The sequence below is a fragment of the Natronomonas aquatica genome, assembly GCF_024449025.1.
Classification (GTDB): Archaea; Halobacteriota; Halobacteria; order Halobacteriales; family Haloarculaceae; genus Natronomonas; species Natronomonas aquatica.
The window spans coordinates 13661-38395 of sequence record NZ_JAHLKM010000015.1; the positions used below are offsets into that span (position 1 = coordinate 13661).

The following is a 24735-nucleotide window of genomic DNA, read 5'->3' on the forward strand; positions in this document are numbered from 1 at the left end:
ATGGTTAATGAGCCAGCAGCTGCCGGACGTACAGGCATCGAGCCCGGACATCAGCGTCGGTCTCAACCGCGTCGGAGTGACCGGCGTCGAAAAGCTCGTCAAACTCCACCGCGGGGACGACCGACCGATCGTGTTGATGGCCGAGTTCGAGGTGTTCGTCGACCTGCCCGAATGGCGGAAAGGCGCGGATATGAGCCGGAACATGGAGGTCGTCGACGAGATGCTCGAGGAGGCGGTCTCCGAGCCCACGCTCCGCGTCGAGGACGTCTGTGGCGACGTCGCCGAGCGCCTCATCGAGAAACACGAATACACGACACGGGCGGAAGTCCGGATGGAAGCCGAGTACGTGATCCGCGAGAAGACACCGGCGACTGACCGACCGACACAGGCGACGGCTGATATCATCGCGTCGGCGACGGCCCACGACGACGGCACCACCGGAGAGGAGATCGGCTGTCACGTCGTCGGCATGACCGTCTGTCCCTGCTCGCAGGGCATGAGCGAATCGCGGGCCCGGGACGTCCTCGAGGGGCTCGACGTCGACCGGGAGACGATCGACGAGTTCCTCGCCGAAGTCCCCCAGCCCGGACACTCCCAGCGCGGTCACGCGACCCTGACCGTCGAGACGGACGGCCAGCCGCCGGTCGATCTCAACGAACTCATCGACATCGCGCGCGATTCGATGAGCGCACGGATCTACAACCTCGCGAAGCGACCCGACGAGGACCACATGACCTTCGAGAGCCACAGCGACGCGAAGTTCGTCGAGGACTGCGTCCGGTCGATGGCGGAGGGCGTCGTCGGAGCCTACCCCGACCTGCCCGAGGACGCGATCGTCCGGATGGAACAGTCCAACGACGAGTCGATCCACCAGCACAACGCCCACGCCGAACGCGTCGCCGAGTTCGGACGGCTGAAAGCGGAAGTCAACGGCGAGTGAGTCACGTCGCCCGGGGGAGCCGAACCGAGACGACGTTTCCGGTGTCGTCGTCGGTGCGACCGAACCCGAGCGTTCCGTCGCAGATGTCGACGATCCAGTAGACGAGCCACAGCCCGAGCCCGGTCCCGTGGTAGACGGCGCTCGGGTCGGCATCGGAAAAAAGCGGCTCGATCTCGTTTCCCGGAATCCGTGGCCCGTTGTCCCCGATCAGCACCGAGACCGATTTCGGTCCGGCTTCGACGCGGAGTTCGACCTCGGGCGGACAGGGGGCGTGTTCGATCGCGTTCTCGAGGAGTTCGCGGACCGCGTCTTGAAGTTCCGGGACGGCGATCACCGAGACCGCCTCGGGGAGTTCGGCCTCGATCCTCGCGTCGGGATACCGACACCGGATCTCGGCGAGCGCGTCCTCGAGAATCCCCGAGAGATCGGTCGAAACGGGATCGCCAACGTCGACGAGGGTGTCGACGATCCGGCGTTCCTTCTCCACGGTGTCGAGCAGTTCCGTCCCGGTCTCGATCACGGTATCCATCCACGCCTCGATATCGTCGTCACCGTATTCGCGGGCGAGTCCGGCGTTACCGAGAACTACGTTCATCGTGTTCCGGAGGTTGTGTCTGAGCAGATCATCGAGCACCCGTAGCTGGCGCTGGCGGCGGCGGCGGTCGGTAATATCGCGCACGAAGCCGGCGACCTTGGTGACTTCGCTGTCCTCGACGACCGGGTGTCCCCGAACCCAGACCCATCGTCGGAACGACAGATCCCTGTTGACGCGATACTCTATCTCGATCGATTCACCCGAGGAGATCCGCTCCATCGCCCGGCGTACGCGGGGTCTGTCGTCGGGGTGGATCCCGCCCAGAAACCGCGTCGGATCCTCCCGAAGGTCGGCCCGGGGGGTCCCCCAGAGCTCCTCGAAGGCCTCGTTGACGAAGAGTAACTCGTTCCAGTCGGCCGTGAACATCCACAGCACGTCGTCGGTGTTCGCCGCGAGCTGTCTGAGCCGGGTCTCTGTCTCCTCCCGCAGAGTCTCGGCTTCCTTGCGGGCGGTGACGTCTCTGGAGCTGACGACGTAGCCGTCGAGCGCCGAGTTCGATTGGTTCCACATCCGGCTCTCGAGCCAGACCCACGAGCCGTCGGCGGCCTGGTGGCGGTAGGTCACCGTTTCGGTTCGATCCGCCTCGGTCGCGACGAGCCGATCGAAAACACACCTGACGGCGTCCCGGTCCGCCTCGTGGATGTACTCGAAGGCGTCGGTCCCGATGAAAGCGTCGTGGTCGTAGCCGAGAATCCGCTCCATGGCGGCGTTGGCGTACCGGTAGGTCCCTTCAGCGTCCACGACGACGACCTTGTCCCGGGTGAGATCCAGAAGTGTTCGGAGGGCCTCGTCGTTCATCGCGATGGATCGGAATCACGACCACCAGAGATATTGTTCTTGTGGCGGATTCACCGACCGAAGCCGCCGCGGAGGAGCCGGCTAGCGTGTCGGACCGTCCCCTGCTCGCTCGAGCAGTTCCTCGGGCGTTTCCGCGGGCGCGGTCGGCTCGCCGGCCCGGACGGCGACGGCGTCCTCCCGGTCCTCCGGGACGACGACCTTCTCGTGGTCGGCGATCCGCAGCGCCGCCCGGTGGAGGTCGGTCCCCGAAGGCGGCGTCCGGACGACGAGGGGATCGTAGTGGGCCCGGGCACACGCCGCAGCGTAGCCGGCCGCTTCGACGCCCATCCGGTCGTAGGCGCCGGCGAAGGCCGAAAGCGCGTCGGTCGCGGCGTCCCCGTAGCGGGCCTCGCCGGTCAGCGCCGCGAGATCGAGCAGCGCGTGAGCCATCTCGGCGTTCGTCCCGATCGGGTACAGCGGCCGATCGAGCAGTCCAGCCCCCTCCGGCGATCCGTCACTGAACGATCCGTCCGCGGCAGCCAGCCGGTCGATGGCCTCCTCGGCAATCGATCGGGCGGGACCGAGCCAGCCGTCGGGACCGGTCACCTGCGCTGCCGCGGTCAGCCCAGCGAGAAGGCGTGCGTGATCGACGAGCAGACCGGTTTCGCTGTCCGCCCCCTCGAAGTGCCGCACCCGGCCGTCGTCGGCGAGCGTCTCGAGGACGTACTCGAGGGCCCGTTCGGCGTACCGGGCCGCCCCCTCGTGGTCGGTCACGGCGGCGAAACCGAAAAGCGCCGCGGCGGCCATCCCGTTGCGGTCCGCCAGGACGGTCGGATCGACGTACGGAGGCTCGGCCTCCTCGCGTTCGGTCGGTTCGAGGGCGTAGTAATCGCCCGCGGCCTGGCTGGCGGCGAACGCCTCTCCCGTCCAGCCGGTCGTCGTCAGGTACTCGACGGTCCGTTCGGCCGTCCCCCGGTAGGACTCCTCGCCGGTGTAGAGATACCCCGTCGTGAACGCCCGAAGTAGCGCCGCGTTCTCGTCGATCAGCTTCTCGCGGTGGGGGTCGCCCCACCTGCGGGTCTCGGCGAAGCGGTAGAACCCGCCGTCGTAGGTGTCGAACAGGTGTGTCCGGACCGCCTCCAGGGTCCGTGTCCCGCGGTCGCGGTCGCGTTTGAGCGCGAACTCGATCGTCTCCGAAAGCGGGAACTTCGCGTCGGTCCCCCAGCCGCCGAACTCCCCATCGAAGGCGGCCGCGACCTGCTCGACCATGTGGGCCTCGATCCCGGCGGTCACCTCGCCGGCCGGCCGGTCGCCGCCCCGCAGCGACCGGGGGATTCGGCCCGCACTCGCTCCCTTCGCGTCCCAGGTGGCCCGGACGCTATCGAGGACCTGCCGGAGCCCGTCGGGGCCCAGATACGTCGCCCCCGAAAGTACCTCGCCGTCGGGCGTCAGAAAGACGGTCGTCGGAAAGCCGCCCATGTTGTACCGCTCGCGGATCCGGGGGTGTCTGTCGACGTCGACGCGGACGGGAACGAAGCTGTCGCCGACGTTGGCGGCGAGTTTCGGGTCCGAGTAGACTCGTTCGTCCATCCGGTCACACCACTCACACCACGGCGCCGTCAGCGAACAGAGCACGGGCGTTCCGGTCCGATCGGCGGTCTCGAAGGCCGTCTCGCCCCACTCGTGCCAGTCGACAAGCGTCCCGTCACGAAACGTCATGCCACAGTGTTCGGGTGTAGCGCCGAAAGGGCTTCGAAGCGCGGCCCACCACCGAGCCGATCACTCGTTACGCAACACGAGGATCCGGAGGATGTCCCCGTAGGCCGGCCGGGTGATGAGCACGCCGATGAGTACGCCGACGATGGTGATGATGGCAAAGCCCTGCAGTTCGCCGAGCGACAGCACCGCAAGCGGCGACATGGCGATTATCGTCGTCGCCGCCGCGGCGCCGATCACCCAGAAGGCCTTCCGGAACCGCGATTCGAACACCCGGGAGGTGCTGACGTCCCCCTGCTGCATGATCTCGTCGGCGATTATCACGAGGTCGTCGACCCCGGTGCCGATGACCGCGATGAACCCGGCGATGTGGGACAGATCGAGCGCGAGGTTCACCGCCGCCGCGAAGCCCAAAAGGATGTACACCTCGGCGGCGGCCGTCAGTATCATCGGCGCGGCGATCTCCGGCCGGCGGTACCGGAGGAAGACCATGAACGACACCGCCAGCACCGCCGCGGCGCCGGTCACGATCGAAAGCGGCTTGAACCGCTCTGCGAGGCTCGGAAGCAAAAAGAACGTCGTGCCCCGTTCATCGATGTCGAGGGTGGTCCGGAGCGCGCCGGTCCGCATGTTGATCTCGAGTTCGCGGGCGTCCTCGAAGGAGGTCGTGGTCGTCCGGTAGGAGGGGTCCTCGTCGAACGCGCCGCTTTCGAACGAGGAGGCCAGGTTCGGGGCGACGCCGGCGGCGAAGACGACCTCGCCGTCCAGCACCGTCAACAGACACCGGCCGGGGTCGTCGTCCATGTTCTCCTCGAGGGACCGCTCGAGTTCGTAGCTACACCGCGTACCGCCCTGCTGATCGAAGCCGTTCTCGCGCATCGCATCACCGAAGCGCTGGCCGGCCTGTTCGTTGAGACGGATCGGCACGAACGTCTCGCCCTGCTCCTGCTGGGCGCCGCCGATCTCGGCGAGGTCGGACTGGCTGAGCAGCGACTGCGTCTCGTAGCCACCGTCGCCGGGGTACAGCGCCAGGATCTCGACCTGTCCGCGGTCGCCGATGAGGTCGATGACCTCCGAGCGGTTGGCACCGGGAACCTCGACGACCATGTACCGCTGGCCGGGGGCCGTCACCTGCGAAGCCGTGCCACCGCCGAGCCCGCGCTCCCTGAGCCGGTCGTTGAGGACGTCCTCGACGCCCTCGCGGGTGTCGGCCGTCACGCCCATCCGGACGTCCGATTCCTCGACCTCGTAGCCGGCCGCACTGAGCGCGTCGGCGAACTCGGCCCGCGTGGTGTTGCCGGCGACGCTGTCGTCGAACACCTCGACGGTTCCCGCCTCGGCGTCCGCCCGGACGTCGCCCGCGCCGAGTCCGAGTTCCGACTGGAGTGTGCCCTCGATTTCGGATTCGGCGTCGGGACCGAACTCGAGATCGGAGACGGACATCCCGACGAAGGGGGCCCGGACCTGCGTCCCACCGGAGAGTTCGAGACCGAACTGGAGGTTCGTATACTGAGAGCCGGCAGTGTTCGTCTCGTCCTCCGCGGGGCCGGTGATCCCGCCGTCGCCGCCCAGTGGCGCGAAGACGGCGACCGTACTCACGAGCACGAAGACGACGAGCAACCATATCCGCCAGTGTTTTTTGAAGTGGAGTTTCATTTCGCGACCCCCTCGTATTTGTAATACCGGAGCAGGCTCACGTTGAGCAGGTACGTGTTCATCAGATCGGTCAACAGCCCGAAGACCAGGATGAGTCCGACGTCGGGCAAAAGCGGGATGCCGAGCAGCGAGGCGACGACCGTCATGACGATCATCGCCGCGATCGACGTAACCGTCATCGTCACCCCGGTCTGCATCGCCCGGAACGTGGACGTATAGAAGTCACCACGCCGTCGGAGGACGTGGTTGTTCAACAGCAGATCCGAGTCGACGGAGTACCCGATGAGCATCAAAAGCGCCGCGACCGTCCCGAGCGTCAGCTCGATCCCGAAGAGCCGCATCAGCGCCAGCGGGATCACGAGATCGGAAAACGCCGACGCGATGACGGCGATCGAGGGCACGAACGTCCGGAACATCAACGCGACCAGGGCGGCCATGCCGCCGAACGCGATCAGGAGGGCGAAAAGCGCCTGTCGCTGTGAGTCGGCGGCGAAGCTCGCCGAGCGTTCGCCGATCGATTCGACCTCGTAGCCGGCCCCCTCCGCCTGTTGGAGGATCGGGTCCGCGTCGTCGGCCTGAAACGTCAGCTGGTAGGCGTTCGACTGCCCGGCGATCGGCGTGATCGAGCTCACCTCGCCATCGAAGGTCGACTCGATCTCCGCCTGGCTTTCGTCGGTGACGACCTGCATCTCCGTGCCACCGGTGAACTCGATCCCGAGCGCCACCGGCGTACCGCTTATAACGGTCGCGACGACGAGTATCGCCAGAGCGACCCCTAACAGCGTGAGCGGGACGGCCACCAGCTCCCTGTTGGTGTACTCCGTGTAGTCGACTTCCGGTACCGACACGTCCATGCATCCCGATGTGAATGCCCTGCGAATAAGGGTTGTCGTTCGCGCGTCGACGGGCGCTGTGAGCCACCCGGCCGACGATCGTCCGGTCGCCGGATCGACAGTCAGTCGGTGACGACGATCGCGCCGACCATGCCGCCGGATTCATGCGGGATACAGAAATAGTTGTATCGGCCGGGTATCTCGAAAGTGTGTTCGTACGTCTCCCCGGGCGAGATGTTGCCGTCGCCGCGTTCGTACCAGGCATCGCGGGCCGTCCCGGGGTCGTCGTGACCGCCCGAAGCGAAGTACTCGGCGTCGGCCGGGATCGTCTCGTAGGCCGTGACTGTGTGGCCCCGGGAGCCGTTGTTGCCCCAGACGACCGTCTCGCCGGCCGAAACCTCGTACTCCTCGGGGAGGAAGGCGTTCGCCGACATGCCGATATCGAAGTCCTCGTCGCTGAGCCCGCCGATCCCGAGTCCGTCGACCACGCCGCCGAGACAGCCCGAAAGGGAAACGGCGCACCCGGCACCCGCGACCCGCAGGAACGCACGTCGGTCCATACCGGCGGTTGGAACCGAACCGACATATGTACCCCGATCCCGGACGGAAGCGAACCTACTAAGACGGCCGTCGCCGATCGGCGAGACAACGCCATGCAGCCGCGGTTGCTCGGACGCCTGGGGCTGGCCGACCTCGTGACGGTCGCGAACGCGGCGCTCGGGTTCGTCGCGGTCGCCGTCGCCGTCGTAGACCCCGGCTTGGCCGCCCGGCTCGTGTTGCTCGCCGCCATCGGCGACGGCCTCGACGGGATCATCGCCCGGATCAGAGGCGGAACGGCCGTCGGCCCGCACCTGGACTCGCTGGCCGACGTCGCCTCGTTCGGCGTCGCGCCGGCCGTCCTCGTGTACGTGGTCGCGAGCGGGGGCACCCCGATCCCGACCCCGACGTTCGCCTCGCCGCTTTCCGTCGCCGCCGTCGCCGTTCCCGCTGTCTACGTCGCGGTCGCCGTCGTCAGGCTCGGCTTTTATACCCTCCACGACAGCGACGGCCCGAAGACCGAGGGCGTCCAGACGACGCTCGCCGCGACGATCCTCGCGGCGGCGTATCTCGCCGGGATCACCGACCCGGTCGTGCTGGTCGGCACGACCGCGCTGTTCGGCTACCTGATGGTCGCGCCGGTCACGTACCCCGATCTGTACGCGCGTGACGCCACGATCCTCGGCGGCCTGCAGTTCCTCGCGGTGCTTTTCCCGACCGTCGCGAGTCGAACGCTCCCGCGGGCGCTTTTGCTCTTTGCGGTCGCGTACCTCGTTCTCGCACCGTTCGTCTACTGGCGGGAGGCCTGAACCTGATCGACTGGTAGGACGCCCGATCGGATCGGGAACGTCTCCACCGAAGGGAAACGCTCTTTGATAGTTCCGACGCACACTACGGCATGAGCAACGGGGACGACGAGGCGGCGGCCGATCCCGAGACGGAGGCCGAGGACGAAACCGTACCGAGCCCCGACGACGGGAGCGAAACCGACGAGCAACAGGAGGACGCTGTCGAGGACGGAGACGAAGACGAGACCACCGAACCGGACTCCGAGATCGAGGCGTTCGAATCCCGCCTCGATGACCTCGAGGCGGCCCTCGAGGCGGCCGAGACCGAGGCCGATCTGGACGGCCTCGAGGCCGACGCCGACGCCTTCGAGGCGGACCTCGGAGACGCGGAGTTTCCGGTGCCCGAGCCGGAGGACGACGAGGAGGAGCCCGAGAACCCGAAGGAACCGCTCGAGGACCGGCTCTCGGACCTCAGAGACGGGATCGAGGACCAGCGCGGCCCCTACGGCGAGGACGTCGAAAGCGACGCGGCCGACGCCGCCGCACGGATACGTGATACGCGCTGGACGCGGGACGGGAAACCGGACGTTCGGGCGGCCGTCGAGACGTTCCTCGAGACGTCGGGCGATGAACTCGGGGAGGGGTTCGACCCCGACGGCGAGGACGACGGGGCGATGGCCGAAACCGTCGAGGCGGTCGGGGAAACGGCCGCCGACGGCCGGCTCGATGCCGACGAGGACGCCGCGACGATCGCCGCCCTCCTGGAGGCGGTCGAGGAACTCGGGACGGCGCTCGACGATGCCGAGGAGTGGGACGACCTCGAGATCGCCGAACAGCTCCGCCGGGAGGGGTTCTACGATCGGCTGACGCCCGAGACGCGGAAGGACTTCCCGCCGGAGCTGGGCGTCGTCCGGATCGCCGAGGCCGAAAGCGACCCCGAGCCGATCCTCATGGCGCTCGAGTCGCTCGATTCGGAGTTCATGCAGGAAAACTGCATCGACGCCCTCCGACGGCTCGGCCCCGAGGAAGCGCTCGAACCGATGCAGGAACTCGCCCAGCGGCGAGATCAGGGCGCCATCGAGGTCCTCGGGAAGATCGGCGACGAGCGCGCCGTCGAGACGCTCGTCGAGTTCGTCGACAGCGGGAACCCGCCGCTGCAGAAGGTCACGATCCGGGCGCTCGGCGAGATCGGCAGCGAGGAGGCCAGCCAGGCGATCGCGAACGCGATGGCCGACGAAAACCCCGACGTCCGATCGATCGCCGCCCGCGCGCTTGGGCTCGTCGGCGATACCCGCGCGATCGAACCGCTGTCGGCGCGGCTGGCCGACGAAGGGGAGGCCGACGAGGTCCGCGCCTCGGCGGCGTGGGCGCTCGTCCGGATCGGCACCGAGCGCGCCCTGCGGGCGGCCGCCGAGTACGCCGACGACCGCGTCTACACTGTCCAACACGAGGCCGAGCTCGCACGCGAGGCGACCGCCTGAAGGAAGCGGGACAAAATAAAGGATAACCGGCAGTCGACGCGCTTTCACCGGATCCGGAGGATTTGCCAACTGATGAGTATCCGAGAGAGAACCCCGGTTTTCAACCATGACATACGTTGTCGATGGACGTGATTTATGTGTTTCTCGTCGGAACACGTTCGCATGCGACTCCACCGGCGCGACATACAGCGCGACATTCGGGAGCTGGGTTCGATGCTCGGCGAGACGATCGAAGCCCAGGAATCCCGGGACGCGTTCGAGACCGTCGAGTCTCTCCGACAGCAATCGATCGACCGGCGAAACGGCGAGGGCGACATCGGTTCGGTCCGGGCCGAACTGGAGGGACTCGATACGGACCGGGAACTCGTCACCGCACGGGCATTCACCGCCTACTTCGAGCTGATCAACCTCGCCGAGGAGCGCGAACGAGTCAGAGCCCTCCGCGAGCAATCGCAGGCCGGAATCCCCGACGACGGCCTCGAGGCGGCGGTCGACGCGCTCGCCGGCGAGGGACCCGAGACGATCGAATCGGTACTCGAGGACGTCCACATCGAGCCGACGTTCACCGCACACCCGACCGAAGCCCGCCGGAAGAGTATAAAAGCGAAGCTCCGGTCGGTCGCGGCGTCGATCGAGACGCTCGACGAACGGCTCATGACCGACAAGGAGGCCGAACAGGTAGATCGGGACCTCCGCGCGGAGGTGACGGGTCTCTGGCAGACGCCACAGATCCGAAAGCGACAGCCGGAGCCGACCGACGAGGCGCTGAACGTCCAGTGGTACCTCGAAAACACGCTTTTCGACGTCGTCGGCGAGATCTACGAGGAACTCGGGGACGCCCTCGCCGCTCGCTCCGCTTTCGGGTCCGACCGCCACGTGCCGAAGCTCTTCGAGTTCCGATCGTGGGCCGGGAGCGACCGGGACGGCAACCCCTTCGTGACGCCGGCGGTGACGGCCGAGACGCTGTCGCGACAGCGACGCGTCGTCCTCGAGAAGTACCGCGAGGAACTGACGCGGCTCTCGGGGATGTTGAGCCAGGACACCGACCACGTCGAGGTCGGGATGGCGGTCGACGAGCGGCTCTCGCATCACGAGAACGTGCTCCCGTCGATCGCCGCCACGGCCGAGCAGGACTACCCGGACGAACCGTACCGACAGCTTCTGCGGTTGATGCGCGAACGGCTCGATCGTGTCGGCACTGTCCGGCCCGGGGAGTACGACGGGGCCGACGAACTCCAGGCCGACCTCGAGGCGATCGCAGAGGATCTGCGGGCGAACCGGGCCGGGGACGTCGCCGCCGCCCACGTCGACCCGATCCGCAGGCAGGTCGAGACGTTCGGGTTCACGCTCGCGGGGCTCGATCTCAGAGACCACCGGGAGAACCACACCGTAGCGCTCGAGGAGGCGCTCGCCCGGGAGGGGATCGACTACGCCGGGATGGACGAGAGCGAACGGGTCGAGTTCCTGACCGACGCGATCGAGGAGGACGAAACGATCCTTCCGTTCGAGGACCTCGAGGAACTCGACGAGACCGCCGGACGCGTCCTCACCCGGTTCGACCGCCTCGCCGAGTGGCAACGCGAGTACGGGACCGACGCGGTCGACGCGTACTGCATCTCGATGTGTGAGGAGCCGAGCCACGTCCTCGAGGTGCTGTTTTTGGCCGATCAGGTCGACGTCGTCGATCTCCCCGGCCACTCCGGGATCGACGTCGTGCCCCTTCTGGAGACCGAGTACGCCCTCTCGGGGGCCAGACGGATCATCGGGACGCTCTTCGAAAACGACGCCTACGCGGCGGCGCTTTCGGCCAGAGACGGGACACAGGAGGTCATGCTCGGGTACTCGGATTCGTGCAAGGAGAACGGCTTCTTCGCCGCCCAGTGGTCGCTCCAGCGAAACCAAAAGCGGCTCGCGGAGATCTGTGCGGATTACGGTGTCGAGTTGCGGCTCTTTCACGGCCGCGGCGGCTCGATCTCCCGTGGCGGCGGGCCGATGAACGACGCGTTGCTCTCGCTTCCGAACGAGACGGTGACCGGCGAGGTAAAGTTCACCGAACAGGGCGAAGTGATCGCCGAGAAGTACGCCAACCCGCGGATCGCCGAACGCGAGCTCGAACAGATGCTCAACGCACAGCTCCGGGCCCGAAAGAGAGCGATCGAACAGCCGACCGAGCCAGTCGAAGACGAGTGGATCGAAGCGATGGAGACCGGCGCAACGGCCGCCAGAGAGGCCTATCGGGCACTGCTTGAGACGGATGGGTTCGTTCCCTTCTTCGAGCAGGCGACACCGATCACGGTCATCGAGGACCTCAATCTCGGTTCGCGGCCCGCCTCCAGAAGCGACGAGCGATCGGTCGAGGATCTGCGGGCGATCCCGTGGGTCTTCGCGTGGACGCAGGCGAGATGCATCATGCCCGGCTGGTACTCGCTTGCGACCGGGCTGGACGCGTATCTCGACGACGGGGGAGACATCGAAACGCTCGCGGAGATGTACGACTCGTGGCCGTTCTTCCGGACGATGCTCGATAACGCCGCCATGGCGCTCGCGAAGACCGACATGACGATCGCCACGGAGTACGCGGCGCTGGCCGAGGACGATCTCGCGGACCGGATCTTCCCGAGGATTCGAAGGGAATACGAGCGGACGATCGAGCTGATCGGGGCGATCACCGGGGGCGATCCGCTCCCGCTTTCGGGGTGGTTCGAGGAGAGCCTCCGGCGGCGGAACCCCTACGTCGACCCGCTGAACCTGCTGCAGTTGCGGCTGTTGGCGGAGCCGGACCGGTCGGCGGCCCAAGAGCGGGCGCTCAGAATGACAGTCAAAGGGATCGCCGCCGGCATGAAAAACACCGGCTGACGGCCGGGTGTTCGGGGAAGGTTTTTGTAGGAAGCCGGGACCACACCGCCCGTGCTCGGACGAATCGTCGCGGCGATCGTGATCGCGCTCGCGTTACCGAGCGGCGTGTTCGTCGCCGGCGTCACCGCGGCCGAACCCGCCGTCGAGTCGACGGACGCGACGCTCGTATCCGCCTACCCGAACCCCGTCGCCGACGGCGATTCGGGGGAGTTCGTCGCCGTCCGGTTCGAGGGGCCGACGAACACCACCGGGTGGACGCTCACCGACGGGAAGACGACCGCCCGGCTCCCGAACCGGACGGTCGAGGGGACAATCGCCGTCGCCGTGGAGCCGGGGGCGGCGAAAGATCACACCGAATACCCGATCGTCCCGCTCGCCGGCCGGCTCCGGTTGGCCAACGACGGGGAGCGGCTCGAACTCCGGGCGGACGGCGAGGTCGTCTCGAGCGCGCGGTACCGGAACGCGCCGGAAGCCGAACGGCGGGATTTCGAGACCGGAACGTGGGAGCCGATCGGGGCGACCGATTACGATCCGATCCGAACCGACGGCGGTTCCGCGAGGGCGTTCGTCCTTCCGGACGCACCCGACGCGGCCGTCGGGGAGCTCGAGACAGCCGACGAACGGATCCTCGTCGGTGGCTACACGTTCACCGACGAACGGATCGCGGAGGCGCTACTCGAGGCTGCCGCCGAGGGCCTCGTGGTCAGCGTCCTCCTCGACGGCGCGCCGGTCGGCGGGATGAGCGACCGGCAGGCCCGAACGCTCGACCGACTGGTCGAGGGCGGCGTCGACGTGCGAGTGCTGTCGGGGCCCTACACCCGTTATCGATACCACCACCCGAAGTACGCAGTCGTCGACGACCGGGCGATCGTCGCGACCGAGAACTTCAAACCCGCCGGGCTCGGCGGCAAATCGAGCCGCGGGTGGGGAGTCGTCCTCGAGGACGACCGGGCGGCGGCGACCCTCGCGTCGATCCACGAGGCCGACCGAACGTGGCGGGCGGCGACAGCCTGGGACGCCTACCGGGAGGGGCGGACGTTCACCGACGTCGACCCCGCGGTCGGCGGATACGGCGCCGAACACACTCCGAAGCGGATCGAAGTCGAGAACACGACCGTGCTCGTCGCGCCCGACAACGCCGCCGACGCGCTCCGCGAACGGATCGAGGCGGCCGACGACCGGATCCTTCTCCAGCAGGTCCGGATCGGCAGTCGGGAGAACCGCCTCCTCGAAGCGGTCCTCGCGGCCGCCGCCCGCGGGGTTCGCGTCCGGATCCATCTCGGCGGAAGCTGGTACGTCGAGGACGACAACGCCGCACTGATCGAGTGGCTGAACCGCCGTTCGGCGGCCGAAGGCTGGGATCTCGAGGCGCGTGTCGACGACGCCGAGGGCGAGAGATACGAAAAGATCCACACGAAAGGCGTCGTCATCGACGACACGGCCGTCCTCGGCAGCCTCAACTGGGACCGATCGGCACAGTCGAACAACCGGGAGGTCCTCGTCGCACTCGAGGGATCGGCGGCGGCAGCCTACTACGCGGGCGTCTTCGAGGACGATTGGGAAAGCGACGGGGGCGATCGCGCGCTGCCGGCGGGCCTGTTGGCTGCGGTCGCCGCCGTCGGGGCCGGAACGCTGCTTTTCGCCCGCCGGCTGGAGTTCGTCGGCGAACGGGAGACGGTCACCGACTGGCAGTGGTGACGGGGGTCAGTCGTCCCTGAGGAGCGTACTCCGGAGCTCCTCGTCGAGTTCGGCCGCCTCCATCTTCTCGACGAGGGCCTCGAGGACGGACTCGCGCATCCCGGGGACGAACTTGATCGAGCCGACGACGAGATGACCGCCCCCGGAGACGCCCGCGCCCTCGATTTCCGTCTGCAGTTCCGAGACCATGTTCGGGATGTCCAGACGGACGCCGTCGGACCGGAGCACGGCGAAGTCCGGACCGTAGCCGATCGTGATGACGGGATCGCCGGTCTCGGTCACTTTCCGGTCGTGGAGTTCGCCGGTCGTTTTCCCGGGCGCCGGGTAGGTGAACCGCCGGGCGTGGTTCTCGACGTCGAGCCGATAGAGGTGTGTGCCGTTGTCGAGCTGTTCGTGCTCAACGTGGGGTTCGGCGTCCGCGAGTTGTTCCTCGACGTCCCGCCGGGCTCGCGAGGAGAGAAAGTCGACGAGTTCGCGGTGGCGGGCCTCGTCGTCACAGTCCAGATTGAGCGCGTCGTTGATCAGGTTCGGGCCGGACTGGTATCGGAGCCAGTGGGCGGCGTAATCGAGCGCTTCGACGATGTCGTCCAGATCGTCCTTCTCGTATCCCGCCTCGGCCGCGAGGTCCAGATACTCGTCCATCGCGTCGGCCTTCGATCGGTCCGCAAGGCCGGCGACCGCCGGAACGTGTTCGAGGTCGTCGGTGATCGAGGGATCGATCATCCGCGCCAGCTCGACACACATCATCCCGGTCGTGATCCGGTAGTCCTCGCCGTGGAGGTAGGGGTTGGCGTGGGCCTCGAGGAACGGGGCGACCGCGTCGGGGTCGGGATGGTGGTGGTCGGCGACGAGGATCGGGACGTCGTACTGGTCGAGCGCCCGGTAGGCGGGGACGTCCTCCTCGGTCGATCCGTTGTCGACCATAAAGAGCAGCGGGAGCCGCTGGCCGTGACGCTCCTCGTCCTCCAGGGCGAAGTTGAGATCGCGGGTGACGTCCTCCATCTCGTAGAAGGGCGCCTTCGAGGGCGAGCGCTTGAACAGGTGTCGCGGGGCGTCGGGGTCGGCATGGACCTCGGCGATGAAGTTCTCGACGGCGAGTTGGACCGGCAACGCCGCACACATCCCGTCGCCGTCGGCGTGGTGTCGGACCCGGATCGGCCGGGAGTCCAACACGGCGGTCCGGAGCCGCCGGGCGATGTCCTCGAGGTCCTCCCGGAGCGTCTCGAAGGCCGGCCACTCGATGAGCGGCTCGGTCTCGGCCGGCTCGGCGCGCGCCCGGAGTTCGGCGTCGACGGACGCCCGCACCTCGCGTTCGGCCGCGCCGTCGAATCGGGTGAGCTGATCGACCTCGAGCTGTGGGGCGCCCTCGTGAGCCTCGACGGTCCCGGTCACGCGGACGACGTCGTCGAGATCGACCTCGGGATAGGCACGGACGCCGGCAGCTTCGAAGGCGGCGGCGGGGACGATCCCCGTACCGTCGCGGATCGAGAGGATCGTCGGCCCCGCGGTCTGTTTGATCTGGACGACGTCGCCTTCGACGGAGACCGTCTCGCCGATCCGGCCGGAGAGCCCCCCGATGTCGACGTCGTCGTCGGGGATGACGGCGGTTCGATCGGTTGAATCCGGATCGAGATCGACGTCCTCGAATCCGATATCGCCGTTTTCGCGGATCTCGACGAGTTCGACTATCAGTTCGTCGCCGACGGCGTACTCGCCGTCGAGGTTCGATTCGTGGACGAGTCCGGAGACGTGCTTGGAGAGATCGACGAAGACGCCGTACTCGACGACCCCGTTGACGGTCGCCAGATACAGAGCCCCCTCCTCGGCATCGTCGAGGGTACAGCCGGGAGCGAGATCGTAGACGACCCGATCTGTGGGGTCGGTGCCGGCCTCGCCGGCGGTGGATGAAGTCATTTGACGGATTTGGGCGCTGACACGTTTTAAGGGTGTTGTATCTCCCCCGAAAAGCGCAACGAGCGGGACGGAGGCCGCCGTGGCGCGGGCGATCCGGGCTCCGAGCGGACAGTCCGGCGAAGCGCGGAACAGTAGGTTTATCAGGCCCAGGAATGGATATTCACGTCATTACTAAATGACGCAGAAACACCGACAACCGGAGGTGAACATCGGGCTGGTCGGCCACGTCGACCACGGGAAGACGACCCTCGTGGAGGCGCTTTCCGGGGCGTGGACCGACCAACACTCCGAGGAGATGAAACGTGGCATCTCAATCCGCCTCGGCTACGCTGACGCGACGTTCCGGGAGTGTCCGGACCTCGAGGAACCCGAGCGGTACACTGTCGAGGAGAGCTGTCCGGACGGCTCCGAGAGCGAGCACCTCCGAACGGTGTCGTTCGTCGACGCGCCGGGACACGAGACGCTCATGGCGACGATGCTTTCGGGGGCCGCGATCATGGACGGCGCCGTGTTAGTCATCGCCGCCAACGAGCCCGTACCGCGCGCACAGACCGAAGAACACCTGATGGCGCTCGACATCATCGGGATCGAGAACATCGTCATCGCCCAGAACAAGATCGATCTGGTCGACCGCGAGCAGGCGGTCCGGAACTACGAGCAGATCGAGGCGTTCGTCGAGGGGACGGTCGCCGAGGACGCGCCGATCGTCCCGGTCTCCGCCCAGCAGGGCGCGAACACCGATCTGCTGATCGGGACGATCGAGGAGGAGATTCCGACGCCCGAACGCGACCCGGACGCCGACGCGCAGTTGCAGATCGCCCGGTCGTTCGATATCAACCGACCGGGGACGACCTGGGAGGACCTCACGGGCGGCGTCGTCGGCGGCTCGCTCACGCAGGGCCGTCTCGCCGTCGACGACGATATCGAGATCAAACCGGGCCGGGAGATCGAGGAGGGCGGCAGCTCCGAGTATCACCCCGTCGAGACGGCGGTCCGGTCGCTGCAGGCCGGCGGCGAGTTCGTCGAGGAGACCACGCCGGGGGGACTCCTCGGCGTCGGCACGGGGCTCGATCCCTCGCTGACGAAAGGCGACGCGCTGGCCGGACAGGTCGCCGGGCCGCCGGGATCGCTGCCGCCGACCCACGAGCGCTTTACGATGGACGTCGAGTTGCTCGATCGGGTCGTCGGGGAGGAGACCGACGAGATCGAGCCGATCAGCACGGGCGAGCCGCTGATGCTCACCGTCGGGACGGCGACGACGGTCGGATCGGTCACGAGCGCGCGGGACGACGAGTGTGAAGTGCAGCTGAAACGCCCCGTCTGTGCAGCGTCGGGCGCAAAGATCGCGGTCAACCGACGCGTCGGCGCGCGCTGGCGGCTCATCGGCGTCGGAACGTTGCGGTGATGCGCGTGGTGCTCGATACGAACGCACTGATGGCGCCGGTCGAGGTCGGGGTCCGGACGTTCGAGGAACTCGATCGACTCCTCGGCGAGTACGACGCCGTCGTTCCCGAGGCCGTCCTTTCGGAACTCGACCGGCTCGCCGGGGGCGCGGGCGAGGCGGCGACAGCCGCAAGCGTCGGGAGCGACCTCGCACGCCGGGAGTGTGAGACGGTCGAGCACGGGGCGACGTACGCGGACGATGCGGTCGTCGAGATCGGCCGCCGGGCCGAAACCGAGTACGCGGTCACGAGCGATATGCCGCTCAGAGAGCGGCTGCTTGAAGCGAACGTTCCCGTAATCTGTTTACGCGGGCGAACCAAATTCGAGATTACTGAGCCATAACATGTACAAACGGGTCCGACTCAAAGATACGGTCGAGGTACCGCCCAGACACCTCGCGGACGTATCGCCCCAGCTCGTCAAACGGCTGTTGCAGGACAAACTCGAGGGACAGATGGACGAGGACGTCGGCAGCGTCGTCTCGGTCACGAAGGTCCACGACATCGGCGACGGCGCCGTGTTGCCGAACCGGCCCGGCGTCTACTACCGGGCGGAGTTCGACGCGGTCACCTTCGACCCCCAGATGCAGGAGGTCGTCGACGGCGAGGTCGTCGAGGTCGTCAACTTCGGCGCCTTCGTCGGGATCGGCCCCGTCGACGGCCTGCTGCACGTCTCGCAGATCTCCGACGAGTATCTGGCCTACGACGAGGAGAACCAACAGCTCGCCTCCCGCGATTCCAACCGGGTGTTGAGCGTCGGCGACTCCGTCCGGGCACGGATCGTCACCAAGAGCATCGACGAGCGGAACCCGCGGGACTCGAAGATCGGCCTGACGGCGAAACAGCCGGGACTCGGGAAACACGGGTGGCTCGAAGAGGAACGAAAGCGCCGCGAGGCGCAGGCGGGGGACTAGATGGCCTCCCGATTGGTGTGTCGGGACTGTCACCGCGTCCTCGACGTCGAGGGCGACGAGCAGTGTCCCGCCTGTGGGTCGAACTCGCTGACCGAGGACTGGGCCGGCTACGTCGTCATCGCCCACCCCGAGGAGAGCCGGATCGCCGAGGAGATGGGGATCACCGAGGCCGGACGGTACGCCCTGAAGGTCCGCTGAGATGGCGACAATCCTCGCGAAACTGCCGGCCGGGATGCGCGACGACCTCAAGGAGCCGCTGGGGGAGGTCTACACCGATCCCGGGGCGCTTCTCGCCGCGGCGGACGAACCGATCGTCGCCGTCGGCGACATCGTCACGTACCACCTGCTCGAGGCGGGGCACCGGCCGACGGTGGCGATCGTCGACGGGAAGACGAAACGCGAACGCGTCGAACGCGACGTACTCGACGCGATCGAGGAGTTCGACGGCCGGATCGACGTCGCCAACCCCCAGTCGACGATCACCGACGACCTGCTCGAGGCGATCGCGACCGCGCTGGCCGACCCCGAACCGACGGTGGTCGTCGTCGACGGCGAGGAGGACCTCGCCTCGTTGCCGGCCGTCCTGGCTGTCCCCGACGGCGGATCGGTCGTCTACGGCCAGCCCGAGGAGGGGATGGTGCTGGTGCCGGTCGATCCCGGGGTTCGAGAACGCTGCCGGACGCTCATCGGGCGGATGCAGAGTGACCTCGATCGGATCGAATCGGTCCTGTCGCCGTAGGGCGTTCAGCGTGAGACGTTCAACGCAGGGCTTTTTTTGGCCGGCCGCGAGTTCAGTTCATGGCGATCGACCGAGCGTCGCTCCGGGAGCACTGGCCGTTCGTAGTCGGCGCGGCGATCATCGTAGTCGGGAACGTCGCGTACGTACTCGGAGACGACTGGCGGCTCGGCGGGCCGCCGCTTTTTTTCGCCGTCGTCGTCGTGTTGCTCCTCGAGGTCGGCCGAACGCTGTATCGCCGGCAGGAATGAGTCTGACGACGCCGTTCGCGGCTTCGAAATCCTTTTAGGTGTTTCGGGGGAATCTCACGGTAACGTAACCATGGAAGTCGAAATCATAGAGGAGGACGAAAACCCGATGTTACACCGGACTGACGTCCGGTTTCAGCTGACCCACGAGGAGGCGACGCCCTCGCGGCTCTCCGTTCGCGACTCGCTCGCGGCGAAGCTCAACAAGGACGCGGGCGAGGTCGTCGTCCGCAAGCTCGACACGAAATACGGGATGCGAAAGACCGTCGGCTACGCGAAGATCTACGACGACGCCGACCACGCGAAGTCGGTCGAACAGGGCCACGCCCTAAAGCGGAACAAGATCGCCGCCGAGGAGAGCGGCGACGACGCCGAGCCCGAGGCGGAGGAGGCCTGAATTCGGATGGCGCGCTACGAACTCTACGGCGAGGACGGAACGGCCGACAGAGAGCAGTGTCCCCGCTGTGGCGATACGTTCCTCGGGGAGTATGGCGACCGCAGACACTGCGGGAAGTGCAGTTACACCGAGTACCTGTAGGCCGTGACCCGCGTCCTCGGCATCGAGGGGACCGCCTGGTGTGCCAGCGCGGCCGTCTTCGACGACGCGACCGACGACATCTCGATCCGTTCTGACGCCTACCAGCCCGACAGCGGCGGGATCCACCCGCGAGAGGCCGCAGAACACATGCGGGAGGCGGTCCCGACCGTGGTCGAGTCGATCCTCGGGGAGGTCGAATCGACCTACGGGGACCCCTCCGAGACCCTCGACGCCGTCGCCTTCTCGCGTGGCCCCGGACTCGGGCCGTGTCTCCGGATCGTCGGCACCGCCGCGCGAGCGCTTGCGGGCGCGCTTTCCGTGCCGCTTGTCGGCGTCAACCACATGGTCGCCCACCTGGAGATCGGCCGCCACCGCTCGGGATTCGACACGCCCGTCTGTCTGAACGCCTCCGGGGCGAACGCCCACGTGCTCGGCTACCACGACGGCCGGTATCGGGTGCTGGGCGAGACGATGGACACCGGCGTCGGCAACGCCCTCGACAAGTTCACCCGCCACGTCGGCTGGACGCACCCGGGCGGACCGAAAGTCGAAGCCCACGCCCGGGAGGGCGAGTACGTCGAGTTGCCCTACGTCGTCAAGGGGATGGATTTCTCGTTTTCGGGGATCACGTCGGCGGCGAAAGCGGCTTACGACGAGGGGACGCCGGTCGAGGACGTCTGTCGCGGACTCGAGGAGACGGTCTTTGGGATGCTCACCGAGGTGAGCGAGCGAGCGCTCTCTCTGACCGGGGCCGAGGAACTCGTGTTGGGCGGTGGGGTCGGGCAGAACGGCCGCCTCGAAGGGATGCTCGAGACGATGTGTGAGGGGCGGGGCGCCGCCTTCTACGCGCCGGAACCGGAGTTCCTCCGGGACAACGCCGGCATGGTCGCGGTGCTGGGGGCGAAAATGTACGACGCCGGGGACACGATCCAGATCGATGACTCGCGCGTGTTGCCGGACTTCCGGCCCGACGAGGTCCCGGTGACGTGGCGCTCGGGGACGCCCGCCGAGCGGTCACGCGCGGACGGCGACCGCGAACAGGGCGCGGAGGCGGTCGTCGACCTCGCTACCGACGACGGCCGGGCATACAAGCGCCGGCTCTCGAAGGCGTACCGCCACCCCGAACTCGACCGGCGGCTCCGGCGACGGCGGACGCGCACCGAGGCGCGGCTCACGAGCGAGGCCAGACGGCTCGGCGTCCCGACGCCGGTCGTCTTCGACGTCGATCCCCCGGAGGGCCGGCTGGCGTTCGAGTTCGTCGGCACGGCCGATCTCGGCGAGAAGATCACGGAATCGCGGGTCGAGGCCGTCGGCCGACACCTGGCGCGCTGTCACGAGGCCGGGTTCGTCCACGGCGATCCGACGCCGCGGAACGTCCGCGTCTCGGCAGATCGGACCTGGCTCATCGACTTCGGGCTCGGGTACTACACCGACGACGTCGAGGACTATGCGATGGACTTACACGTCTTCGAGGGCGCCCTCGGCGGGACGGCCGCCGATCCGGCGGCGCTGATCGAGGCCTTCGAGGACGCCTACCGCGAGGCGGGCGAAGAGCGTGTCCTCCGCCAGTTACGGAGCATCGAACGTCGTGGCCGGTATCAGTGACCGGAACCGGGAATCCGATACCATCGGTGGCGGCAAGGGAGTGCATATAAGTTCCGCGCGGCCGTAGTCCCGAGCATGCCCGAAAAACCGCAGTCAGGCAAGCTGTTCGGTATCCCGTATAATTTCGAACGCCCCTCCATCGGCCGGATGATGTCGTCCTACTGGCAACCCGGCAAAGGTATGCTCGTCGAGAAACCGTTCGGTGTCGGCTACACGCTGAATTTGGCGAACTGGCGGTCGTGGCTCGTGTTGGGTGTCGCCGCGGCGCTGTTCTACCAGCAGCAGGGCTCCGCCGAATCGATCGACGAAGACGAGGCGGACGAACCGGTCGAGGTCGTCGTCGACGAGTAGTTAGATCCGTAGAGATTCTTTCGACCCCCGGACGGAGCGACTCGGGCTGGCTGTCGTTTCCGAGCGCGACGTTCGAGCGTCCGCCGCCGACGGGGATCGCACCTTTTAGGGGATCGCCCCCGAACGGTTCGGCATGTACGACGGCCTGAAGGGGTTCCGGGAGTTCTACCCCGAGGAGATGTCCGCCCGGCGGGCGGTCACGGACACGATCGAAGACCGGGTTCGGCGCTACGGGTTCCGGGAGATCGGGACGCCGGCGCTGGAGCGGACGCAACTGTACACCGACAAGTCCGGCGAGGAGATAGTCGAGGAGCTGTACGCCTTCGAGGACAAGGGCGGCCGGGAGGTCGCGCTGACCCCGGAGCTGACGCCGACGGTCGCACGGATGGTTGTCGCGAAGGGCGGCGAACTCCGAAAGCCGATCAAGTGGTTCTCGACGCGGCCCTTCTGGCGCTACGAGCAGGTCCAGCAGGGGCGGTTCCGGGAGTTCTACCAGACGAACGTCGATATATTCGGCTCCGATCACCCCGAAGCGGACGCCGAGATCCTCGCGGCGGCCGCCGACGTCATGACCGATCTGGGGCTGACCGGCGGAGACTTCGAGTTCCGGGTCTCCCACCGGGACATCCTCGGCGGACTGCTCGAATCGATCGACAGCGACGTCGAGACGACCGAGGCGATCCGGGCGGTCGACAAAAAGGAGAAGATAGACACCGAGGCGTACTACGAGTTGCTCGTCGAGGCGGGGCTGACCCGATCGGAGGCCGAATCGTTCGATTCGGTGCTGGAAACCGACGACCTCGGGGAGCTGATCGCGTTCGCCGGTACCGACCGCGTCGAGGCGGCCGTCGGGAACCTGCGAGCCGTCCTCGAGGCGGCCGAATCGTTCGACGTCCGGGAGTTCTGTACGGTCTCTCTGGAGACCGCCCGCGGGCTGGACTACTACACCGGCGTCGTCTTCGAGTGTTTCGACACTGCCGGGGACGTCTCCCGATCGGTCTTCGGTGGCGGGCGCTACGACGACCTCATCGAGGGGTACGGCGGCGAGCCGACACCGGCCGTCGGCGTCGGGATCGGCCACGAGACGCTGTCGCTGCTCTGTCAGCGCGCCGGCGTCTGGCCCGAGGACGCGGCCGGAACGGACTATTACGTGCTGACGGTCGGCGACACCCGACGGAAAGCCCTCGAGATCGCCCGGGAGCTCCGGGAGCTCGGCCATGTCGTCGAGTCGGACCTCTCGGGACGGGGGTTCGGCGATCAGCTCTCGTACGCCGACGGGATCGGCGCCGGGACGGTCGTGATCGTCGGCGAGCAGGACCTCGAAGACGACGCGGTGACGATCAAGGACATGGAATCCGGCGAGCAGACCCAGGCGCCGCTGTCTTCGTTCCCGCCGGCGGAGGGGCGGCCGACCTACGAGGACTTCGCCTGAGCGGCGCCCGATCGTGGCGGGGCGCGCCGATCGAAGATGTTCGGCGGAATCCCCAGGGGCGGGTGTGCCCTACAGTACGGTATGAGCAGCGATGGGACGATAACCGAACGGTCGGGGGGCGAGTCGGCCGCCGAGACGACGGTCGAGGTCCGGTGTACCGGGCACGTCCGAACCGAGATCGGAGAACACAGCTTCGAGTACTCGTTTGCGGGCTCGACGCTCCGTGCGTTCCTCGAGGCGTTCTTCGAGGAGTACGACGTCGCCGACATGCTCATCGCCGAGACCGAAGACGAAGCGCGGACGAACGGCTGGGCGCCGACGGACGACGATCCCCCCGGAGCGTGGGAGAAGAACCCCGAGGGCGAACAGACCCGCGCGTTCGCCCGCGTGGCGATCAACGGGCAGTTCAACGAACACCTCGAGGGACTCGACACCGAACTCGAGGACGGCGACCGCGTCGCGCTGATGTATCCGTTTATGTTCTGCTGTTGAGCGATCGGACGCCGATACCGCCGCGGGCGTTTCTCCGAACGGAAGCCGGCCGACGTACCGAACCTGTATGAAGACCGCGCTACGGTTTCAGTCCCCGACCGCTATCTCCGCGGAGTCGGTCGCTTCGGCGCGGATCGCCCCCCGGTCCGGATCGATACCGAGTCGGTGGCGGGAAAGATACGGGGCGAGCATCTCCACGGAGGCCACCCCGCGGTAGTCGGTGCCCTCGACGACGGGGAGCTGTCCCATTCCGTGTTCTCGCATCGTGTCGGCGACCTCGATGAGTGTCGACTCGGGCGAGACCGTCGGGACGGGCGTCGACATGACCGCCCTCACGTCCAGTGGGGAGTCCGTCTCGGCGACCATGGCGACGATATCCGATTCGGTGACGATCCCCTCGACCGTGTCGTCTTCGAGGACGACAACCGCGGGAACGTCGGCTCGGCGGAGCAATCGTGCGGCTTCAGTCGTCGACGTGCCGGGGGAAACCGTCGGCGCCGACGCGGGAATGATGTCTCTGATTAGTGACGAGATCATGTTGTGAGCAAAGCTATTACTAAACTTTATTACGATAGGTCCTTGTCAGCCCGCCACTCGGCAGAGTCAGTCACATCACGCACGACATCCACACCACTTATTGATGAGAATATCTTGGGAGCAAAGCTATCGCTAACTCTTACGACGATTTGTTCATCTTTGAGTTTGACTGTCCCACTCTTCGGGCCCTTATCTGAGTTTGTCGGGGTACTAGGAGGAATGTGTAGATTGTCTTCGACAGTCATAACAGCAACGGGTATCCCAGGAACTTCACGACGAGTTACTTCCTTTCTGTTCCACCAGGCAACGCTGCCAGTACTATGATCTGGCTTAACTGGATCACTCCATCCTTCAAAAACGTATAACGTTCCTTCTGGGTCTTGAACAGCGACAAGTTTCCGCCAGTCAGCGATATGCAATTTATATGGGTCTCTTCCACCCTTATGGAGAACATAGTACGATGAACCCCCGTTTCTAAAAGCATGAGCGTGTTGGATCCGATTCTTTTTATTATCGAAATCATCTCCTGTCTCAAACATTTTATTAGCTACCTGATAATTATAATCTGAGGTCTTTATGCTTATGATGGAACAGCCGGGGTTCTCTGTGGCGGCTGACGGAGCATATGAACTGTTCTATGAAACTCTCT

25 protein-coding genes are annotated in these 24735 nt (G+C 66.7%); 17 read left to right on the forward strand and 8 right to left on the reverse strand.

Going from position 1 to position 24735, the window contains the following annotated elements; genetic code table 11:
• Positions 1–7: 7 nt before the first annotated feature.
• The gene (mptA, locus tag KM295_RS10995; RefSeq protein WP_256030003.1) at positions 8–940 is read left to right on the forward strand and encodes a GTP cyclohydrolase MptA; all 933 of its coding nucleotides are present in this window, start codon (positions 8–10) and stop codon (positions 938–940) included.
• Between the two features lies 1 nt (position 941).
• Here the strand turns inward: mptA and KM295_RS11000 are convergent, their stop codons facing one another.
• The 5 genes from KM295_RS11000 to KM295_RS11020 all read right to left on the reverse strand — a co-directional run bounded on the left by KM295_RS11000 (position 942) and on the right by KM295_RS11020 (position 7077).
• Positions 942–2333: a PAS domain-containing sensor histidine kinase gene (locus tag KM295_RS11000; protein WP_256030004.1), complete on the reverse strand. Its 1392-nt coding sequence runs from the start codon at positions 2331–2333 to the stop codon at positions 942–944.
• Between the two features lie 81 nt (positions 2334–2414).
• The gene (locus KM295_RS11005) at positions 2415–4031 is read right to left on the reverse strand and encodes a DUF255 domain-containing protein (RefSeq protein WP_256030005.1); all 1617 of its coding nucleotides are present in this window, start codon (positions 4029–4031) and stop codon (positions 2415–2417) included.
• Positions 4032–4091: 60 nt separating this feature from the next.
• Positions 4092–5684, reverse strand: coding sequence for a preprotein translocase subunit SecD (locus KM295_RS11010; RefSeq protein WP_256030006.1), 1593 nt, complete (start codon positions 5682–5684; stop codon positions 4092–4094).
• Entirely contained in the window at positions 5681–6538 is an 858-nt protein-coding gene (secF, locus tag KM295_RS11015; protein ID WP_256030007.1) for a protein translocase subunit SecF, read from the reverse strand. Before secF ends, KM295_RS11010 begins: the two co-directional genes overlap by 4 nt.
• 101 nt (positions 6539–6639) lie before the next feature.
• The gene (locus tag KM295_RS11020) at positions 6640–7077 is read right to left on the reverse strand and encodes a plastocyanin/azurin family copper-binding protein (RefSeq protein WP_256030008.1); all 438 of its coding nucleotides are present in this window, start codon (positions 7075–7077) and stop codon (positions 6640–6642) included.
• Between the two features lie 93 nt (positions 7078–7170).
• Here KM295_RS11020 and KM295_RS11025 point away from each other — a divergent pair, with 93 nt between their 5' ends.
• The 4 genes from KM295_RS11025 to KM295_RS11040 all read left to right on the forward strand — a co-directional run bounded on the left by KM295_RS11025 (position 7171) and on the right by KM295_RS11040 (position 13877).
• Positions 7171–7863: a protein sorting system archaetidylserine synthase gene (locus KM295_RS11025; RefSeq protein WP_256030009.1), complete on the forward strand. Its 693-nt coding sequence runs from the start codon at positions 7171–7173 to the stop codon at positions 7861–7863.
• A gap of 89 nt (positions 7864–7952) precedes the next feature.
• A complete protein-coding gene (locus KM295_RS11030) occupies positions 7953–9323 on the forward strand; it encodes a HEAT repeat domain-containing protein (protein WP_256030010.1) in 1371 nt (456 codons plus the stop codon).
• 162 nt (positions 9324–9485) lie between these two features.
• The gene (ppc, locus tag KM295_RS11035; protein WP_256030011.1) at positions 9486–12179 is read left to right on the forward strand and encodes a phosphoenolpyruvate carboxylase; all 2694 of its coding nucleotides are present in this window, start codon (positions 9486–9488) and stop codon (positions 12177–12179) included.
• A 51-nt stretch (positions 12180–12230) separates the two neighbouring features.
• Positions 12231–13877 (forward strand): phospholipase D-like domain-containing protein, encoded by a 1647-nt coding sequence (locus tag KM295_RS11040; RefSeq protein WP_256030012.1) that lies wholly within the window; start codon positions 12231–12233, stop codon positions 13875–13877.
• 6 nt (positions 13878–13883) lie between these two features.
• Here the strand turns inward: KM295_RS11040 and KM295_RS11045 are convergent, their stop codons facing one another.
• Positions 13884–15791 carry a Hef-associated nuclease gene (locus KM295_RS11045; RefSeq protein ID WP_256030013.1) on the reverse strand — a complete coding sequence of 636 codons (1908 nt, stop codon included), beginning with the start codon at positions 15789–15791 and terminating at the stop codon, positions 13884–13886.
• 175 nt (positions 15792–15966) lie between these two features.
• Here KM295_RS11045 and KM295_RS11050 point away from each other — a divergent pair, with 175 nt between their 5' ends.
• From KM295_RS11050 to KM295_RS11105, 12 genes are all read left to right on the forward strand, one after another.
• Positions 15967–17196: a translation initiation factor IF-2 subunit gamma gene (locus KM295_RS11050; protein ID WP_256030014.1), complete on the forward strand. Its 1230-nt coding sequence runs from the start codon at positions 15967–15969 to the stop codon at positions 17194–17196.
• A complete protein-coding gene (locus KM295_RS11055) occupies positions 17196–17576 on the forward strand; it encodes a PIN domain-containing protein (RefSeq protein WP_256030015.1) in 381 nt (126 codons plus the stop codon). Before KM295_RS11050 ends, KM295_RS11055 begins: the two co-directional genes overlap by 1 nt.
• Position 17577: 1 nt before the next feature.
• Positions 17578–18147, forward strand: coding sequence for a DNA-directed RNA polymerase (locus KM295_RS11060; RefSeq protein ID WP_256030016.1), 570 nt, complete (start codon positions 17578–17580; stop codon positions 18145–18147).
• The gene (spt4, locus tag KM295_RS11065; RefSeq protein ID WP_256030017.1) at positions 18148–18345 is read left to right on the forward strand and encodes a transcription elongation factor subunit Spt4; all 198 of its coding nucleotides are present in this window, start codon (positions 18148–18150) and stop codon (positions 18343–18345) included.
• 1 nt (position 18346) lies between these two features.
• Positions 18347–18886, forward strand: a complete 540-nt coding sequence (locus KM295_RS11070) for a GTP-dependent dephospho-CoA kinase family protein (protein WP_256030018.1) — start codon at positions 18347–18349, stop codon at positions 18884–18886.
• 59 nt (positions 18887–18945) lie between these two features.
• Positions 18946–19134 (forward strand): hypothetical protein, encoded by a 189-nt coding sequence (locus tag KM295_RS11075; RefSeq protein ID WP_256030019.1) that lies wholly within the window; start codon positions 18946–18948, stop codon positions 19132–19134.
• 70 nt (positions 19135–19204) lie between these two features.
• On the forward strand, positions 19205–19528 hold the full coding sequence (locus KM295_RS11080) for a 30S ribosomal protein S24e (RefSeq protein ID WP_256030020.1): 324 nt from the start codon (positions 19205–19207) through the stop codon (positions 19526–19528).
• Between the two features lie 6 nt (positions 19529–19534).
• Entirely contained in the window at positions 19535–19669 is a 135-nt protein-coding gene (locus tag KM295_RS11085) for a 30S ribosomal protein S27ae (protein WP_256030021.1), read from the forward strand.
• A gap of 3 nt (positions 19670–19672) precedes the next feature.
• Entirely contained in the window at positions 19673–21274 is a 1602-nt protein-coding gene (locus KM295_RS11090; RefSeq protein WP_256030022.1) for a bifunctional N(6)-L-threonylcarbamoyladenine synthase/serine/threonine protein kinase, read from the forward strand.
• A 75-nt stretch (positions 21275–21349) separates the two neighbouring features.
• Positions 21350–21625 (forward strand): DUF5808 domain-containing protein, encoded by a 276-nt coding sequence (locus KM295_RS11095; protein WP_256030023.1) that lies wholly within the window; start codon positions 21350–21352, stop codon positions 21623–21625.
• A 133-nt stretch (positions 21626–21758) separates the two neighbouring features.
• A complete protein-coding gene (hisS, locus tag KM295_RS11100) occupies positions 21759–23057 on the forward strand; it encodes a histidine--tRNA ligase (RefSeq protein ID WP_256030024.1) in 1299 nt (432 codons plus the stop codon).
• A gap of 81 nt (positions 23058–23138) precedes the next feature.
• Positions 23139–23549: a MoaD/ThiS family protein gene (locus tag KM295_RS11105; protein ID WP_256030025.1), complete on the forward strand. Its 411-nt coding sequence runs from the start codon at positions 23139–23141 to the stop codon at positions 23547–23549.
• Positions 23550–23636: 87 nt separating this feature from the next.
• Here KM295_RS11105 and KM295_RS11110 read toward each other — a convergent pair whose 3' ends face one another.
• Positions 23637–24086 carry a CBS domain-containing protein gene (locus KM295_RS11110; protein ID WP_256030026.1) on the reverse strand — a complete coding sequence of 150 codons (450 nt, stop codon included), beginning with the start codon at positions 24084–24086 and terminating at the stop codon, positions 23637–23639.
• Positions 24087–24115: 29 nt separating this feature from the next.
• On the reverse strand, positions 24116–24625 hold the full coding sequence (locus KM295_RS11115; protein WP_256030027.1) for a hypothetical protein: 510 nt from the start codon (positions 24623–24625) through the stop codon (positions 24116–24118).
• Positions 24626–24735: the final 110 nt, after the last annotated feature.